Raw genomic sequence first — 16,101 nt, forward strand, 5'->3', positions numbered from 1 at the left:
TAAAAAGTTATTTCCGAAAATTATTTTTGAGCTTTAGAGGGCTCAAAAATTTTTCAGAATAACTTTTTAACTTACACAGTTAGTGAGACGCTACCTCCTTAGAATTTTACTTATAAAAACAAAAAATGTCTGCACTACTGCAGACATTTTTTATATGGTATTTTCAGATTCTTAATCTTCATCGTCTTCTTCGAAAACATCATTATAACCAGTTTCTTCTTCGTCATCGTTGTAATCGTCATCTTCATCTTCGAAACTTGTTTCCTTGAATTCTGCATCGAAATCGTCAAAATCATCATCCATAAAAGGCATAGCGGATTTTTTTCCTTTTCCATTGTCGTTTCCGGACTTGCTTGGCGCTTTCAAAGGTACATTTCCAAACCTGTAAACTGTAATTGGATAGTTAACAGCAGGCTTCTCGTCATTAATTTCCAATAATTCACAGAAGAATTCCCAAAGGTCGATAAATCCGTACTGAAATCTCATTTTGCTTCCAACAGCAGGAAAACCTTCATTAAGGTAAACATCAGACATAATTTCTCCGTCACCTTCGTCGCTCATATCTTCCAAAGGCACAGCGTTTCCTTCATTCCATTCATCATCAGAAAAATAAAAAGATGACAACTCTTCGCCAGGTAAGCTGAAGGCACTTTTTATACCCAGATGCAGATTCCAAAGTGTTTGCTTGTCTTTGATTTCGATGTCTCGGAAAATTGTGTCTTTGGCGTCTAGAATTACTCTTATCTTATAAACCATTGTCGTTTTACTTTAACTTTATATTAGCTTGATTACAGTTGCAAATATAAAACAAATGAAATTCCAGAAAAGTTTCTTGGAAATTTTTTTTAAAAAAAGTTTTTTATAAATTTTGCGCTTCTCCAGGTCAGATTATTCATTAGAAATCTGTTTCATTTTTCTCAGTCTCTCCAGAGGTGATTTTTCTAATTTAAATTTAAACTTAGTTCCCGATAGATAAACACTTTCCACAATGATACCTTGTTTGTGGGCTTCCAGGATGTGTTTTACGATTGCTAAACCTAATCCGGATCCGCCGTCTTTCCTGTTTCTGCTACTCTCTACACGGTAGAATCTCTCAAAGATTCTTGGCAGATTTTCTGGTTTGATTCCCATCCCGTTGTCTTCTACGGAGATATGGATATTTCTGATTCCTTCTCTGGTAGAAACGATGATTTGAGCTTCCTCGCGGTTCGCATATTTTACCGCATTAGAAATCAGATTAATCAAAACCTGCGAAATCCTTTGCTTATCTGCGTAGACAAATAATTGGGACTGCGTGGTTTGTAGCAGCATCGTCATCGATTGCTTATCGGCCTCCATTTCTAAAAGATCAAACACTTCCTGAATCAAAAGATTGATATCAAAAGTGCTGTATTTCAAAGCAATTTGACCAGATTCGAAACGGTTGATCATATCCAGGTCTTTCACAATGTTCAGTAGTCGCTCTACAGAACTGTCGATTCTTTGCAGGTATTTGTCTCTGATATTAAGATCTTCCACACCGCCGTCCCGAAGCGTTTCTATGTAACCTTGGATGGAAAATAATGGCGTTTTCAGCTCGTGGGAAACATTGCCGATGTATTCTTTTCGGTAGTTTTCCATTTCCTTCATCATATCGATTTCCGCATTTCTCTGGTTCATCTCGTGAACTTTTTCTTCAAGCTCTTTGAAACCGATGTCGGAATCGAAGTCGTGAATGATATCTTCCGGAAGAATATTTGTGATTCTCCGGATTTGATTTTTACTGTAAAAGCTAAACAGAAATTCTAATACAAAATAATTAATAATGAATACCAGAAGAAGTGTGAAAATCACAAAGTAGTTAAAATCTTTGGTCTTGAAGTAGATGTCATTGGTATAGATCTCAAAAAGAACCACGACAAAACCAACCACAGCTACCAAAGTGAAGGATGCTGCGATAGATAACCAATTGACTTTAACCGAATTTCTTATTCTCATTTCAAAAAAAAGATTTTCTAAAAAGAAAATCTTAAACTACTAATTTATAACCTATTCCCTTGAGTGTCTGGATCGTATTGATTCCCAGTTTTTCTCGCAGTCTTCTGATGTGGACGTCAATGGTTCTCTCGCCTACAATCACGTCATTGCCCCAGACTTTTTCCAGAATCTCTTCTCTTTTGAAAACTTTCTCCGTATTAGAAGCCAAAAGATATAACAAATCGAACTCTTTCTTAGGTAGCAAGAACTCTTCTTTGCCTTTGGATACTTTGAAATTATCTTTATCAATAATCAAGTCGCTGATCTCGATATAATTAGCATTTTCCTGAGACTGAGCGCCCAGCTGTAGCAATGCCGCCACTTTGGAAATCAAAACTTTTGGCTTGATCAGTTTTACGATATAATCATTTGCTCCGGCTTGGTAACCTGCTAGCTGGGAGAATTCTTCGCTTCTTGCAGATAAAAACACGATCAGGGTTTTTTGTAATTCCTTGATTTTGCGAAGATCCTGGCAGGTTTCGATGCCGTCTTTTTCCGGCATCATAACGTCTAACAGAATAAGATCCGGCAATATTTCTTTTGCTTTTTCTATTCCTTCGTTACCATTACTTGCAGTAAAAACCTGATAACCTTCTTTTTCCAAATTATAAGAGATGATCTCAAGAATGTCCTGCTCATCATCAATTAAAAGGATTTTTTTACGATTCATTTCGATTTATTAATTATCCCAAAATTAAAAAAAAATGAACTGTATATCACTAATTGTTTAAAGTTCACAGAAATTTAACATTTACAAAACAATTATTTCAGCTTTTGGAAGAATTTTCGATACAGATATTCATCTATTTTTATAAGCTCGAATCGTTTTATTTTTCGAGGAAATTAAATTAAATTTGCACCTCACGTTCAGATTATGGAAGAAGAAAAAAAATCACTCAATTTTATTGAGCAAATTATAGAAGATGATTTGGAAAATGGCTTGGATGCGTCTAAGTTGCGTTTTCGTTTTCCACCGGAACCCAACGGTTATCTTCATATTGGCCATACGAAAGCTATCTGCATCAACTTTGGTTTGGGGCAAAAATATAATGCGCCTGTCAACCTTCGTTTTGATGATACCAATCCGGCTAAAGAAGAGCAGGAGTTTGTAGATTCTATCAAAGCAGATATCGATTGGTTAGGTTTCAAATATGACCAGGAACTATATACTTCAGATTATTTTGAACAGTTATATATTTGGGCTGTGGAAATGATCAAAGAAGGGAAAGCCTATGTTGATGAGCAATCTTCCGAAGAAATCACGGCACAAAGAAAAAATCCATTTGAGCCGGGAGTTAACTCACCTTTCAGAGATCGTCCTGTTGAAGAGAGTCTTGAACTTTTTGAAAAAATGAAAAATGGTGAATTCGAAGAAGGAGCGATGAGTTTGCGTGCCAAGATTGATATGGCTTCTCCGAATATGAATATGCGTGATCCTGTGATGTACAGAATCCTGAAAAAACCGCATCACAGAACCGGAGAAAAATGGAAAATCTATCCGATGTACGATTGGGCACACGGAGAATCTGATTATATCGAGCAAATTTCACATTCATTATGTTCATTGGAGTTTGAAAATCACCGTCCATTGTATGAATGGTATCTTGACCAAGTTTATGATAACGAAAGTGTGGCACCGAAGCAAAGAGAATTTGCAAGGATGAACGTTTCTTATATGGTGACTTCTAAAAGAAAACTTCAAAGATTAGTTCAGGAGGGCGTTACAACAGGCTGGGATGATCCAAGAATGCCGACTATTTCCGGACTGAGAAGAAAAGGTTATACACCTGCATCAATCAAAAACTTCATAGAAAGAGTTGGCGTCGCCAAAAGAGAAAACCTGATTGATATCCAATTACTGGAGTTTTCGGTAAGAGAAGACCTTAACAAAGTGGCAACTCGTGTAATGGCGGTTGTAAATCCTGTAAAATTAATCATCGATAATTATCCTGAGGATAAAGAAGAATGGCTGGAAACTGAAAATAATCCTGAGGACGAAAATGCAGGAACAAGACAAGTGCCGTTCTCAAGAGAGCTTTACATCGAAAGAGAAGATTTCCAGGAAGAAGCAGATAAGAAATTTTTCCGTTTAAAATTAGGTGGAGAAGTTCGTTTGAAAGCGGGCTATATCATCAAAGCTGAAAGAGTAGAGAAGGACGACAAAGGTCAAATCACTACAATTTTTGCAACTTACGACGAAGATTCCAGATCGGGAAGTGGAACCGAGGCAAGTCTAAGAAAAGTGAAAGGAACATTGCATTGGGTTTCTGCAAAACACGCTTTACCAATCGAGATCAGAACTTACGAAAGATTGTTCACAACAGAACAACCGGATGCTGAAAAAGAAGTAGATTTTATGAATTTTATCAATCCTCAATCTTTGAGAATCTCTCACGGTTTCGCGGAGCCAAGTTTAAAAGATGCCACTTTGGATGATCATTTCCAGTTCCAAAGAATCGGTTATTATATCAAAGACAGAGATTCTTCTGATGATCAATTGGTCTTCAACAGAACAGTTACACTTAAGGATGGTTACAAGCCTTAAAATAATATAAAATAAAATATTAAATTGAAAATCAGTCGTTTGGCTGATTTTTTTTGTTTGGATGTAACAGAAATAATTTTGTTGTTGTCTTATCATCAAGTAAGATAAAACTATGAAAACTAAATTTTGTATTCTTATATTAACACTCTTTTTTTGGCAAGTTTCTGCACAGAAAACGATAGCTGCAGATAGTATCTCCAGAAAGAAACTTCAAGCCATCAAGAAAGACCAGAATATAAAAATTGATGGAATATTGGATGACGAAATTTGGAAAAATGTTCCGGTTGCAACCAACTTCGTAGAAAGACAACCTAACAACGGAAAGCCTCAGGCTGATAGTTTAAAAACGGAAGTTAAATTTCTTTACGACGATACAGGATTGTACATTGCTGCACAAATGTACGACCCAGAACCTTCAAAAATTTTAAAAGAATTAACCGAAAGAGATAACATTGCAAATGATGATTTCTTTGGAATTATCATCAATGGTTATAATGATCATCAGCAGAGCTTAGAATTTATTGTGACTGCAGCTGGCGTTCAGGTTGACGGAAAATTAACCACAGAAAACGAAGATATGTCTTGGAATGCCGTCTGGTATAGCGCAGTTAAAATCAATGAAAAAGGTTGGGCTGTGGAGATGAAAATTCCTTTTTTCGAACTGCGTTTTCCTAAGAAAGATTTGCAGGAATTTGGTCTTAATATGATTCGGAAAATCAAGAGAACCAACACGATGTATGATTGGAATCACGTGGACAATCAAAAAGGAAATTATACCTTATATGATGGTGTTCTGAATGGAGTCGCAGAAGTGAAAACGCCAACCAGACTATCTTTCACACCATATTTTTCGACTTATGTTAACAGTTTCGACGGCAAAACAGAAATGAATGTCAATGGCGGAATGGACCTGAAATACGGGATTAATGATGCTTTCACATTTGATATGACTTTGATTCCGGATTTTGGCCAAGCCAACTTCGACAATTCGATTTTGAATCTGACACCGTTCGAGCAACAATTCGCCGAACAACGTTCATTTTTTATGGAAGGAACGGAGCTATTCAGCAAAGGCGATTTGTTCTATTCCAGAAGAGTTGGCGGAAGTCCGTCGAGATATCCAACCATTGATGAGGAAAAAGAAACCGTCACCGAATATCCGGGAAAAGTTAAGCTATTCAATGCTTTCAAAATTTCGGGAAGAACCAAAAAAGGTTTGGGTATTGGGATTTTCAATGGCGTAACGGAAAAAATGGAAGCTGTAATTCGGGATAATGAAACTGGCGCAACCAGAAAAGAAGTGGTGGAACCCTGGACCAATTATAATGTATTGGTTTTTGACCAGAGATTTGGAGATAACTCATCTGTAACTTTGGTTAACACAAGTACGCTGAGAATGGGTGATTTTCGCGATGCCAATTCCACAGGACTTTTATGGAATATTGCCAACAAAAAGAATACTTATAATTACTATGGAAACCTGAAGGGAAGCTGGGTAATGGATGATGCAACTAAGTTCGGAAACAGAGGAACTGTCGGAATTGGAAAATTCTCGGGCAAAAATCGTTTCGAAATTAATGCCAATTACGTCAACAAAGATTGGGATATCAACGACCTCGGATTTTCGACCAAAACCAATTACGGAAATCATAATGTTTGGTACGGTTACAGAATTCTTCAGCCAACCGAAAAGCTGAATAATATGTACTTGAATTTCAATCTGAACTATTACCACAGGTTGGAACCTTTTCTGAATCAGAAATTGATATTCAATCATAATAACTCTTTTACAAACAAAAAATTTCAAAGCTTTGGAGGCGGAATCGAATTCACTCCTTATGGCGAAAAAGACATCTACGAACCAAGAACTTTCGGACGCCATTTGAATGTTCCTGGCTATTTCGACAGCTGGCTTTGGTTCGAGAGTGACAGCCGAAAAAAACTTCAGTACAACATAACGGTTGATTATTATGCTTACGACCAAAAAGGCAGAAACTATGTTGTTCCATCATTGTATCTGCGTTACAGAGCTTCTGATAAAATGAAAATAGTTTGGCAGTTCAATCCGGTTTTTAGTAATAATGAGGTTGGATATTCCGGCAAAGATGCAAGCAATATTTATATGGGAAGAAGACAGAGAAATACCTATGAAAATGCGATTACAGGACAATATACCTTCAATGAAAAGATGACTTTGGCTCTGGCTTTCAGGCATTATTTTTCGGATGTCACATACAAGCAGTTTTATATTCTGAACAATGACGGAAGCTTGGATGCCAATACGGCCTACCACCCCAATCTCAACGGGACATACAATTCCTGGAACGTAGATTTGCGCTATTCTTGGTGGTTTGCGCCGGGAAGTCAGCTGACTTTGCTTTACAGAAACGCGACCAGCAATTATCTGGAAATGTCCAGAATGCGTTTCAAAAATAACTTTGATGAATTGTTCAATGCGCCAATGATCAATAATTTTTCACTGAGAATCTCTTATTTCTTAGATTACAACAGGATGAAGAATTGGTTCTAAGATTATAATACTTTGGGCAGCTTAATCCGCCTTCCGCTCCCAATCTTTTCACTCCACTACGTTGCGTAAAAAGGATTTCCGCTCAAGTCGGGCTGCGTGCAATTCAAAAATAAAAACTCCATTTCAAAACTGAAATGGAGTTTTTATATTATTCATAATTTATCATTAATCATTTATAATTCATCATTCATCATTAATAATTATAATACGTCTCTTATTTCTTCATTCTTCTGGAAAGTTGCTTTAGCAAAAGGACAAAGCGGAATGATTTTCAGGTTTTTTTCTCTGGCGAATTCTACAGCTTTGTAAACCATTGCTTTTCCAACACCTTTTCCGTTATAAGCAGGTTCAACTTCCGTGTGGTCGATAATAATTTTATCATCTCCAGCCCAGGAATAGGTCATTAATCCTGCAGGTCTTCCGTCAAATGTCGCGACAAATTCTCCTTTTGTTTCCCAGTTATGTTGTGTTACTTCTAGCATTTTTATTTGATTTTAGTTAATACTTCTATATCGTTGGTTAATATTTTATGAACCGGACAAGCGTCCGCAATTTTGAACAATTTATCACGGATGTCTTCGCTCACTTCCGTTGTTCCAAAGTCAATAACCCTGCAAAACTGTGCCGTTTTGGTTTGCGGATAATTTTCCAGCTCTACTTCTACATTAATTTGTGGGATTTCCCAGCCTTTTCTGTCAATATACATTCTGAGAGTTGCCGCTGTGCAGCTTGCTAATGAAGTTGCCAAAATCTCAAATGGATTGAAACCTTTGTTTCCACCACCTTTATCAACTGGTTCATCCGTAATGAGTTTGTTTTCTCCGGCAATCACTTCGGTGTAGTATTTTTCTCTTCCCAGACTTGCTCTTACTGTTACTCCCATTTTTTATGAATTTAATTTAAAGCTCAAAGCACCGGAAGGGCAGCGGTTGATTTGATTTTTCAATTCTTCGGCTGTTGCATTTTCTGGTTTCAGCCAAGGTCTTTCTTTCGGGTTATAAACTTTTGGCAACATTTTTACGCAAACAGCAGCGTGGATGCATACTTTTGGTTTCCAGATGATGGTGATTTCACCAGCATTATATTCGTGAGTTTCCATTATATTTGATTTTTAAAGTTTTCGATTTTAGAATTAAGTTCACTTAGAAGCTGAGGTTCAATAACGCCATTGTCAGCATCAAAGTTTTCATAGAATTTCGGAAGAGAAAAAGTCTCTTTGATATCTGCGCCAAATGCAGGAAAGAATTTCGCCGCCTCTGCCATTACATTTCCTCCACCATAACCGCCTGGTGAAGTTGTCATCAAAAACATTGGCTTATCCTGAAAAACTTTCACGTTGATCCTGGAAGCCCAGTCAAATATATTCTTAAACGCCGCACTGTAAGAACGGTTGTTCTCTGCTAATGAACAGATGATAACATCAGAATCTTCAATATTTTTCAGGAATCTGTGCGCTTCCTCAGGAAAACCATTCTTTTCTAAATCAACCGAGAAAACCGGCATCAGATAATCATTCAGGTCGATCAGGTTGATGTTATCGTTTGGGAAACTTTTCAGAACAAATTTCACCAGTTGTTTGTTAATCGAAGTGGAAGAGTTGCTTCCGGCAAATGCAAATATTTTCATAAGTTTATTATAGTTTGAGATTTGATTTTAAAGTTGATCGTAACCACCGAATTTTTCATCGACAATCGCTTTCCATTCCGGATGTTTTTTGATGTATGCAAAAACATAAGGACAGAATGGCAACAGTTTTTTACCGCTTTCTTTGATGAATTCTAACGTCTTTTCTACCACAGCAGCTGCAGCTCCGGTTCCTGCTAGTTCCGGTTCGGCTTCTGTATGGACAAGCGCGATCTGATGCTCTCTTTCGCCGTAATTGATAAAAGCAAAATGACCGTTAACTTCTATTTCAAAACGTTTTTTAGTTTCGTTTTTCACAAGCGGGATATTTTCGAATTCTGGTTTCATAATTTATTTTTTTAAAGTTACTTATTATTTGATTCCAAAATTAGACAAAGCAAAACTGCTGAAAATTGATGTAGGATATTTTCTTAAGATGGATGTAATTGCAACAAAAAAATCCTGCAAATTAGTTCTGCAGGATTTCTGGGTTAAATAAATTGTTTCAGAAACAATTATGAATATGCATTTGTGTTTTTAGAGTTGATCTTCAAACTTCATCCGTGAGCGCTTGATGAAGTTGGATATATTTTCCAGTTTTTCTGTGTTTTTTTCCGGCAGATTCCCTATCCTGTAATAGAAGCTTCTCATTCCCCTTTTTGTATTGATATTGATAACCATAAAATAGTTAACAATCCCTTTTTCCACCTTGAAGAAAAGAACTTTTTGTAACGGCACTTCCAGAACAGGATGATGGATGTGCGACAAAGGATGCTCATACTTCACAGAGAGGATGTGCTCAGAAACTTCCAGAGAAAAGGTCTTCAACATAGCTAACCTCCATACACAAAACAAAAGAATGAGTAACGAAGTGCTGTATAAAACGGCTTTACTAACTACTATAAATTGTTTGGCGAATATTAAAAATAATATATCCAAAACAAGAAGCAGGAAGAATCCATACATCGCCAATGCGATTTCTTTTCGGTTATTTATTTTCATTTCTTGGTGTTTTTGCCCAGCCCGATTTCTGGATTTGTGTTTTTTATTGGTCCTCCTTTATTCCATTAAAATGTTTTTCTTGGCTATTAGTTTATTTCTATGGAAAATTGTACTTCTCATTAGTACCTTTTACAGAGCCGGTGAAGACTCTGTAAATGGATACTAAGATTTCATTATTGTGTGTTTTCAGAATCAAAGTTTCAAATTGTAATCGGTTAATAGAATCTCTATTTTTTCTGATTATAATTATTAACTTTTTATTGATACAAAAATATCAGTATAGTAATATTGTATCCAAGAAAACACAATAGATGTATGTCGATAAGGTTGTAGATATTTTTCTACAAGCAACAATTTTAGAAATGAGGATTATTAATTGGATCTGAATTAATTATGATTATTTTTAATTAATTCTGCCAATTCTACGATATTTTCGATATTAAGCTTTTCAAATATCCTTTTTTTTACCGTACTGATGGTGTTTTGTTTCAGGTCTAACCGGCTCGCTATTTCCAGATTTCCCAAACCTTTGGCATATAATTCTGCGATTTCCAATTCTCTTTCGGTCAAACTTTCCAAGGGGTTGATAAGCTTGGGGTTTTGCATAGAATTCATCATAAGGGCTTGGGTCAGCGGTGAGATATATTGCCCGTAACGCAACATTCTCAGGATTGCCTGCTTTATTTCCTCTTCTTCGCTCAGTTTGCTTAGGAATCCGTTGGCGCCGGCATTGATGAATTTCAGAGACTGTGTCGCTTCATCAATACCTGTGAAAATCAGAACCTTGATCTCTGGATTAATTTCTTTTATCTTGGGTAAGATCGTCAGACTATTGCCATCAGGAAAATGTGCATCAATGATTGCAATATCTATTGCTTGGCTCTGAACAGTATCCAAAACCTGCGACAGGTTAGAAGCCTGAAAAATTTCGCAATCCAAACCAATTTCTTCCAGCATAAACACAAGGCCTTGTCTTATAAGGCTATGATCGTCGGCAAGTAGGAAAGTGGTTTTGTTATCTAACATTATTGATTAATATTTAAATTGATTGAAAATTTCACAGTTGTACCTTTGTTCAGTTCACTTTCAACAGAGATGTCTCCGGAATATAATTCTACAAGTTCCTTGCAAAGGCTCAATCCTAATCCTGCTCCCAGATTTTCGACATCTTCGGATAATACACCTTGATAATAAGGTTCGAATATTTTTTCTAAATCGGATTCCGAAATTCCCGCACCTGTATCGCTGATTGCTGTAACCAGACGAACGGTTTTGTCATCTACAGGTTCCGTTCTTGTATTAACGGTGATTTGTCCGTTTTCTGTAAACTTATTAGCATTTCCAAGAATGTTCATAAAAACCTGATTGATTTTTGCCTTGTCAGAATAGATCTCCAAATCCGGACTGATATTTTCATTAACGACAAATCTGTTGTTTCTGGTTTCTATAAATGGTTCTATCGAAGTCAGGATAGATGATACTTCATTTTTTAGATTAAATACTGTTGGAACCAATTTATTTTCCTTGTGCTGATTTTTGGTATATTCCAGGATTTGATTGGCTTGTAATAATAATGAATTGTTGGTAAAGCTGATCGATTTCAGGTATTCTTTGATGCTTTCGTCATTAGTTTTTTTATTGATTCTGTTAATAAAAATTCCAATAATCTTCAGAGGTGATCTCAACTCGTGGCTCAGCATTCCCAGGATTCTGTTTTTGAAGTTAAGATTTTCACTGATTTTTTTGTTTGCGGAATTGAGTCGCTTTTCATAGATAAAGGCGATTCTCGTAAAATACATGATCAGGATGGAAACGATAAACATCAGGATCATCGCACCAAAAACCAAATACATTCTGATTTTGTTGCTTTTGGAATTTTGCTTTTCGTATTCCTTTTCCAAGTCGGATTTAGAACCTTTGATCGCATCATCATAGATGTTCATCAGGTCGTTACCATAGATCAAAAGGCTGTTGAATATTTTGTAGAATTTGCTGCTATGATTTTTATTCCTGATTACATTAACCTGGATTTTCTGCACTTCCTTTGAATAGTGATTATTAATCGTTTTAACAATACTGTCCATATCAGATTTGATTCTTTCTGCATTGGTGATTCCGCCATTGTTGACTGTGATGACAGTACTTTCTTTTTGCACATCTACCTTGCCAGAGATCGCATCTCCCAAACGTCCGAAAAGGCCTTTCTTCTTAACAGTATCTGAAACGGTTTTGGTTTGGATGTCAAATTTTTCGTAGTTATAATTATTCAGGTTATATTTCTTGAACTTTGGAGCATCTTCGCCAATTTTGAAAGTCGATTTTGTCGAAAACTGGTACGTAGAATCAGCCAGCAACTTCAGTTTTTTGAACTCTGACGAATCTTTTTTCTGTGGCAGCAATATGTTTTCAAGCTTTGGATTTTTGTAGCTGTTAATGCTGTCTAGATTTTTTGTAAGCTTGTTGACAGATTCGAAATAGGAATCCAAATATTTTTTATCATCCGTAATCAGGTACTTCTGAAAATGATCCTGAGAATTCAGTAACTCTCTCTTAGAATCTTCTGTCAGGTTTTCTAATGAATGGATCTCCTTCAATTGATTTTCTATAAAGGTCAAATTCTTTCTGGACATAAATTCGTTATAGAAAAATCCTGCTAGAATAATCTGAATCAACAAAATGCATAGAATCAGGAAATAATGAACTATTTTTCTGAATCGGAAGCTTAGTGATTTTGAAGAATTGTTGGACTTCATATTTGTGTTATTAATTTAATTAATCAGTTATTGAAAAAAAAACCGATTGCCATAGTCTGTAAAATTAAAAAATCTAATAAAAATATCCTTTTATCATGTGTGTTTTCATATGATTTGTAAAATTAAACCTTTTACAGTGAGTTATCTATATAAAATTAATAAAAAATCCTGTAAAACTGCATTTACAGGATAGGATTAATATGTATAATATAGTACTTACAATGTTTTGAACTGCTCCAGCATTCTGATATCATTTTCAAAGAACATCCGGATGTCGCTCATCTGATAAAGGAGCATTACAATTCTTTCGATTCCCATTCCGAAAGCATAACCTGAGAATTTGTCAGGGTCAATATTAACATTCTTTAGAACTGCAGGATCTACCATTCCGCAACCCATGATTTCTAGCCAGCCTGTACCTTTTGTGATTCTGTAATCCGTTTCAGAATTCAGTCCCCAATAAACATCCACTTCTGCGCTCGGCTCGGTAAAAGGGAAATAAGAAGGTCTCATTCTGATTTTTGACTTTCCGAAAAGTTCCGTTGTAAAGAACTGAATGGTTTGTTTAAGGTCCGCAAAACTCACATTCTCATCAATATATAAACCTTCTATCTGGTGGAAGATACAGTGCGAACGGGAAGAAACCGCTTCATTACGGAAAACCCTTCCGGGAGCTAGGATTCTCATCGGCGGTTCATTGTTTTCCATATAGCGGATCTGAACCGATGAGGTGTGCGTTCTCAACAACACATCCGGATTTTGCTCGATGAAAAAGGTGTCTTGCATATCTCTTGCCGGATGATATTCTGGTAAGTTTAATGCGGTGAAGTTATGCCAGTCGTCTTCAATTTCCGGTCCGTCTGCCACAGCAAAACCGATCGATTTGAAGATGTCAATAATTTTATTTTTAACCAGATTAATAGGATGACGAGAACCTAATTCCAAAGGGAAAGCCGGTCTTGTAAGGTCTTCTTTTTCGAGAATAATTTTACTTTCCGAAGAAGATTTAAGTTCCTCCAGTTTTTCGTTAACAGCATTTCTTAAGATGTTGATTTTCTGTCCAAAATCTTTTTTCTGCTCATTTGGAATTTGTTTTAAGGAATCATAAAAATCATTCATAATTCCTTTTTTTCCGTTGAACTTCAGTCGGAATTGCTCAATTTCATCCTTGGCAGAAGATTGGAAATTTTGTACTTCTATCAGCAGGTCATCAATTTTCTCTAGCATTATCTCGTGTAAAAAAATAGACTGCAAAAATACGATTTTTAAAATAAAGTTGCCATAAAAAATCTGTTCCCGAAAAGAAACAGATTGTAGATTATCATTTATAAGACAAATTATTTTTTCTCAATCGCTTTCACTTTCATCTGAACATTAATTTCATTTTTGATTAATCCTTCAGCAGCAGGCATCTGGAATTTGATCCCGAACTCATCTCTGTTGATGTCTTTTGGTTCGGTTGCGATGCTCAGTTCACTGTCTTTTATTTTCACATTCGCGTTGAAGGTGGCCGGTTTTGTGATGCCTTTCAAAGTCAGATTACCGTCCAGAACAGTGTTGTAGTCGCTTCCTGCAGGCGCTTCGGATATTTTTGTGATTTCGAAAGAAGCCGTCGGGAACTTTTCTACATCAAAAAAATCAGCACTTTTAAGATGACCAATCAATTTTCCGTTGCTTTCCGAATCTTTCAAATCTTCATTGGCAATAGATGTCATATCAATCACGAATTGTCCGCTTTCCAGCTTCCCGTCTTTTACGGTCACTTCGCCACTTTCAAATTTCAGAGTTCCGATGTGGCTTGTATTGTCAGATTTTACAACTTTGAATCCTTTCCATTCCGCTTTACTGTTGAGGGTGTCCACGACATAGATTTGTCCGTCATTGGTCGTCAATACCTCGTTGCTCTCGCTGGTTACCGGTTTGTCCTTCCCACAAGAGATGACCAATACCGAAGCCGAAATGATTAATAATGCGGAGATTAAAGTTGCTTTTTTCATTTTAAAGTTTTATTTGTTACTTAGTTTTACGTTCTTTGCTAAAATAATAAAATTATTACACTTCCAAAAATACTATTTCCGTAAAATGTTGTTAGAAGTCAAAAATCTTTATTTCAATTATCAGACCAACCAGCCCCTTTTTCAAAACCTGAATCTGAATGTCGACGAAGGTCAGATTATCGCCCTGGCAGGCGAAAGTGGTTGTGGAAAATCCACTTTATTGAGTTTGATTTATGGTCTAATGGACTGGCAAAGCGGGGAAATTATTTTTGAAGGACAAAAGTTGTTCGGACCTAAAGGAAATCTGGTTCCCGGTGAATCTCAAATGAAATTCGTGGCTCAGAATTACGATTTGATGCCTTATGCGACGGTTGCCGATAACGTTGGGAAATTCATCTCTAACATCAATTTAAAATCGAAAAAAGAAAAGGTCGAAGAATTATTAGATATTGTTGGTTTGAAAGATTATGCTAAAGTCCTGCCCAAAAATCTTAGCGGTGGACAACAGCAGCGTGTGGCAATTGCCAGAGCTTTGGCGATTCTGCCGAAAATGCTTTTATTGGATGAACCTTTCAGTAATCTCGATTTTTCCAGAAAATTTGAATTGCGGGATAAGCTGTTCAATTACGTCAGGCAAAATAATATGAGTCTTCTGATTTCAACGCATAATTTGGAAGAAGTTTTGCCTTGGGCAGATAAAATTGTGGTTTTGCAACAAGGGCGATTGATTCAAAATGATTCGCCGAAAGAAACTTATGAAAATCCTTATAATGATTATGTTGCAAAGCTTTTAGGCGAGGTCAATATTTTTTCAGAGGAAGAAAAATCCGAATTTAATCTTTCCAAAAAACATTATTTTCCGCATCAGATAAAAATTGCAGAAAATGGAGTAGAAGCTGTTGTTTTAGAAAGCCTTTTTGCCGGTTCTCATTACCGGAACAAGCTTAGAATTAATGATAAACCAATCGTTGTTTATTCTCAAAATGTACTTTCCGGAAACGTATTTTTAAAGTTTTAATTATCCCATTTTATATATTGTTGATAAAATATGGATAACTTATACATTATCAGTTGGTTGGAAAATAAAATTTTCTTAGCTTTGGTTTACGAAAATTTAAAGGAATTTTTTGGTTAATTCTCTTTCTGCCTTAGGGACTGGAAATTAGTCTTGTTCAACACGGGACAATCAGAGTCTTTGAAAGTTTACCCTGCCAAAACTTTCCTTTTTTTATGCTTTCTTCACAAACTCAGATTTCAAAGCCATAGATCCGAAGCCGTCAATTTTGCAGTCGATATTATGGTCAGAATCCGGACGTAGGCGGATGTTTTTAACTTTTGTCCCTGCTTTTACAGGTTTGGGTGCGCCTTTCACCGGCAAATCTTTGATGACAATTACAGAATCGCCGTTTTGTAATTCCTTGCCAAGCGAATCAAAAATTTTTCCTTCAGATGAAACTTCCTTCGGGTCCCATTCGTGGAAACATTGTGAACAAACTTGCAAGTTATCTTGTTCGTAAGTAAATTCGGATTGGCATTTTGGGCAAAGAATAGTGTCGCTCATAGTTTTTATAGATGATAATTAATGAATGATAAATGATTTTTTATCACTTTAATGTTGCAAAGGTAACTTAATTA

The 16,101-nt window shown here is 36.2% G+C and carries 17 protein-coding genes; 3 read left to right on the top strand and 14 right to left on the bottom strand.

Annotation, left to right across the window (positions count from 1 at the left end):
- Positions 1 to 171: 171 nt before the first annotated feature.
- The 3 genes from BXY58_RS11485 to BXY58_RS11495 form a co-directional block, all read right to left on the bottom strand.
- A complete protein-coding gene (locus BXY58_RS11485; RefSeq protein WP_120214011.1) occupies positions 172 to 756 on the bottom strand; it encodes an IS1096 element passenger TnpR family protein in 585 nt (194 codons plus the stop codon).
- Positions 757 to 888: 132 nt separating this feature from the next.
- Complete coding sequence (locus BXY58_RS11490; RefSeq protein WP_120214012.1) at positions 889 to 1,977, bottom strand: sensor histidine kinase; 1,089 nt, start codon at positions 1,975 to 1,977, stop codon at positions 889 to 891.
- A gap of 31 nt (positions 1,978 to 2,008) precedes the next feature.
- Positions 2,009 to 2,686 carry a response regulator transcription factor gene (locus BXY58_RS11495; RefSeq protein WP_120214013.1) on the bottom strand — a complete coding sequence of 226 codons (678 nt, stop codon included), beginning with the start codon at positions 2,684 to 2,686 and terminating at the stop codon, positions 2,009 to 2,011.
- A gap of 204 nt (positions 2,687 to 2,890) precedes the next feature.
- Between BXY58_RS11495 and BXY58_RS11500 the strand changes: the two genes are divergently transcribed.
- Both BXY58_RS11500 and BXY58_RS11505 read left to right on the top strand, forming a co-directional pair.
- Positions 2,891 to 4,561, top strand: coding sequence for a glutamine--tRNA ligase/YqeY domain fusion protein (locus BXY58_RS11500; protein ID WP_120214014.1), 1,671 nt, complete (start codon positions 2,891 to 2,893; stop codon positions 4,559 to 4,561).
- Positions 4,562 to 4,673: 112 nt separating this feature from the next.
- On the top strand, positions 4,674 to 7,091 hold the full coding sequence (locus tag BXY58_RS11505; protein WP_120214015.1) for a DUF5916 domain-containing protein: 2,418 nt from the start codon (positions 4,674 to 4,676) through the stop codon (positions 7,089 to 7,091).
- 200 nt (positions 7,092 to 7,291) lie between these two features.
- Here BXY58_RS11505 and BXY58_RS11510 read toward each other — a convergent pair whose 3' ends face one another.
- The 10 genes from BXY58_RS11510 to BXY58_RS11555 all read right to left on the bottom strand — a co-directional run bounded on the left by BXY58_RS11510 (position 7,292) and on the right by BXY58_RS11555 (position 14,466).
- Positions 7,292 to 7,573, bottom strand: a complete 282-nt coding sequence (locus BXY58_RS11510; protein ID WP_120214016.1) for a GNAT family N-acetyltransferase — start codon at positions 7,571 to 7,573, stop codon at positions 7,292 to 7,294.
- A 2-nt stretch (positions 7,574 to 7,575) separates the two neighbouring features.
- A complete protein-coding gene (locus BXY58_RS11515; protein WP_120214017.1) occupies positions 7,576 to 7,974 on the bottom strand; it encodes an OsmC family protein in 399 nt (132 codons plus the stop codon).
- A gap of 3 nt (positions 7,975 to 7,977) precedes the next feature.
- Positions 7,978 to 8,190, bottom strand: coding sequence for a (4Fe-4S)-binding protein (locus BXY58_RS11520; protein WP_120214018.1), 213 nt, complete (start codon positions 8,188 to 8,190; stop codon positions 7,978 to 7,980).
- Complete coding sequence (locus tag BXY58_RS11525; RefSeq protein ID WP_120214019.1) at positions 8,190 to 8,717, bottom strand: NADPH-dependent FMN reductase; 528 nt, start codon at positions 8,715 to 8,717, stop codon at positions 8,190 to 8,192. The genes BXY58_RS11520 and BXY58_RS11525 overlap by 1 nt, the downstream gene beginning before the upstream one ends.
- A gap of 27 nt (positions 8,718 to 8,744) precedes the next feature.
- Positions 8,745 to 9,062, bottom strand: a complete 318-nt coding sequence (locus BXY58_RS11530; protein WP_120214020.1) for a GNAT family N-acetyltransferase — start codon at positions 9,060 to 9,062, stop codon at positions 8,745 to 8,747.
- Positions 9,063 to 9,251: 189 nt separating this feature from the next.
- The gene (locus BXY58_RS16860; RefSeq protein ID WP_147366842.1) at positions 9,252 to 9,716 is read right to left on the bottom strand and encodes a hypothetical protein; all 465 of its coding nucleotides are present in this window, start codon (positions 9,714 to 9,716) and stop codon (positions 9,252 to 9,254) included.
- Positions 9,717 to 10,103: 387 nt separating this feature from the next.
- Positions 10,104 to 10,742 carry a response regulator gene (locus BXY58_RS11540; protein ID WP_120214022.1) on the bottom strand — a complete coding sequence of 213 codons (639 nt, stop codon included), beginning with the start codon at positions 10,740 to 10,742 and terminating at the stop codon, positions 10,104 to 10,106.
- Positions 10,742 to 12,469, bottom strand: a complete 1,728-nt coding sequence (locus tag BXY58_RS11545; RefSeq protein ID WP_120214023.1) for a sensor histidine kinase — start codon at positions 12,467 to 12,469, stop codon at positions 10,742 to 10,744. The genes BXY58_RS11540 and BXY58_RS11545 overlap by 1 nt, the downstream gene beginning before the upstream one ends.
- 216 nt (positions 12,470 to 12,685) lie before the next feature.
- Entirely contained in the window at positions 12,686 to 13,696 is a 1,011-nt protein-coding gene (pheS, locus tag BXY58_RS11550) for a phenylalanine--tRNA ligase subunit alpha (protein WP_120214024.1), read from the bottom strand.
- 110 nt (positions 13,697 to 13,806) lie between these two features.
- Positions 13,807 to 14,466, bottom strand: a complete 660-nt coding sequence (locus BXY58_RS11555; RefSeq protein ID WP_120214025.1) for a YceI family protein — start codon at positions 14,464 to 14,466, stop codon at positions 13,807 to 13,809.
- A gap of 85 nt (positions 14,467 to 14,551) precedes the next feature.
- Between BXY58_RS11555 and BXY58_RS11560 the strand changes: the two genes are divergently transcribed.
- On the top strand, positions 14,552 to 15,484 hold the full coding sequence (locus BXY58_RS11560) for a sulfate/molybdate ABC transporter ATP-binding protein (protein ID WP_120214026.1): 933 nt from the start codon (positions 14,552 to 14,554) through the stop codon (positions 15,482 to 15,484).
- A gap of 210 nt (positions 15,485 to 15,694) precedes the next feature.
- Here the strand turns inward: BXY58_RS11560 and BXY58_RS11565 are convergent, their stop codons facing one another.
- Entirely contained in the window at positions 15,695 to 16,027 is a 333-nt protein-coding gene (locus BXY58_RS11565) for a zinc ribbon domain-containing protein YjdM (protein ID WP_120214027.1), read from the bottom strand.
- Positions 16,028 to 16,101: the final 74 nt, after the last annotated feature.

Source organism: Epilithonimonas arachidiradicis (assembly GCF_003610695.1).
In the GTDB taxonomy this organism is placed as follows: Bacteria; Bacteroidota; Bacteroidia; order Flavobacteriales; family Weeksellaceae; genus Epilithonimonas; species Epilithonimonas arachidiradicis.

Bases quoted from the DNA above. Each gene is read 5' to 3' on its own strand.
- BXY58_RS11540 (WP_120214022.1), bottom strand. From the start codon at position 10,742: ATGTTAGATAACAAAACCACTTTCCTACTTGCCGACGATCATAGCCTT.
- BXY58_RS11530 (WP_120214020.1), bottom strand. From the start codon at position 9,062: ATGAAACCAGAATTCGAAAATATCCCGCTTGTGAAAAACGAAACTAAA.
- BXY58_RS11505 (WP_120214015.1), top strand. From the start codon at position 4,674: ATGAAAACTAAATTTTGTATTCTTATATTAACACTCTTTTTTTGGCAA.
- BXY58_RS11560 (WP_120214026.1), top strand. From the start codon at position 14,552: ATGTTGTTAGAAGTCAAAAATCTTTATTTCAATTATCAGACCAACCAG.
- pheS (WP_120214024.1), bottom strand. From the start codon at position 13,696: ATGCTAGAGAAAATTGATGACCTGCTGATAGAAGTACAAAATTTCCAA.
- BXY58_RS11485 (WP_120214011.1), bottom strand. From the start codon at position 756: ATGGTTTATAAGATAAGAGTAATTCTAGACGCCAAAGACACAATTTTC.
- BXY58_RS11555 (WP_120214025.1), bottom strand. From the start codon at position 14,466: ATGAAAAAAGCAACTTTAATCTCCGCATTATTAATCATTTCGGCTTCG.
- BXY58_RS11565 (WP_120214027.1), bottom strand. From the start codon at position 16,027: ATGAGCGACACTATTCTTTGCCCAAAATGCCAATCCGAATTTACTTAC.
- BXY58_RS11515 (WP_120214017.1), bottom strand. From the start codon at position 7,974: ATGGGAGTAACAGTAAGAGCAAGTCTGGGAAGAGAAAAATACTACACC.
- BXY58_RS16860 (WP_147366842.1), bottom strand. From the start codon at position 9,716: ATGAAAATAAATAACCGAAAAGAAATCGCATTGGCGATGTATGGATTC.
- BXY58_RS11525 (WP_120214019.1), bottom strand. From the start codon at position 8,717: ATGAAAATATTTGCATTTGCCGGAAGCAACTCTTCCACTTCGATTAAC.
- BXY58_RS11520 (WP_120214018.1), bottom strand. From the start codon at position 8,190: ATGGAAACTCACGAATATAATGCTGGTGAAATCACCATCATCTGGAAA.
- BXY58_RS11545 (WP_120214023.1), bottom strand. From the start codon at position 12,469: ATGAAGTCCAACAATTCTTCAAAATCACTAAGCTTCCGATTCAGAAAA.
- BXY58_RS11490 (WP_120214012.1), bottom strand. From the start codon at position 1,977: ATGAGAATAAGAAATTCGGTTAAAGTCAATTGGTTATCTATCGCAGCA.
- BXY58_RS11500 (WP_120214014.1), top strand. From the start codon at position 2,891: ATGGAAGAAGAAAAAAAATCACTCAATTTTATTGAGCAAATTATAGAA.
- BXY58_RS11510 (WP_120214016.1), bottom strand. From the start codon at position 7,573: ATGCTAGAAGTAACACAACATAACTGGGAAACAAAAGGAGAATTTGTC.
- BXY58_RS11495 (WP_120214013.1), bottom strand. From the start codon at position 2,686: ATGAATCGTAAAAAAATCCTTTTAATTGATGATGAGCAGGACATTCTT.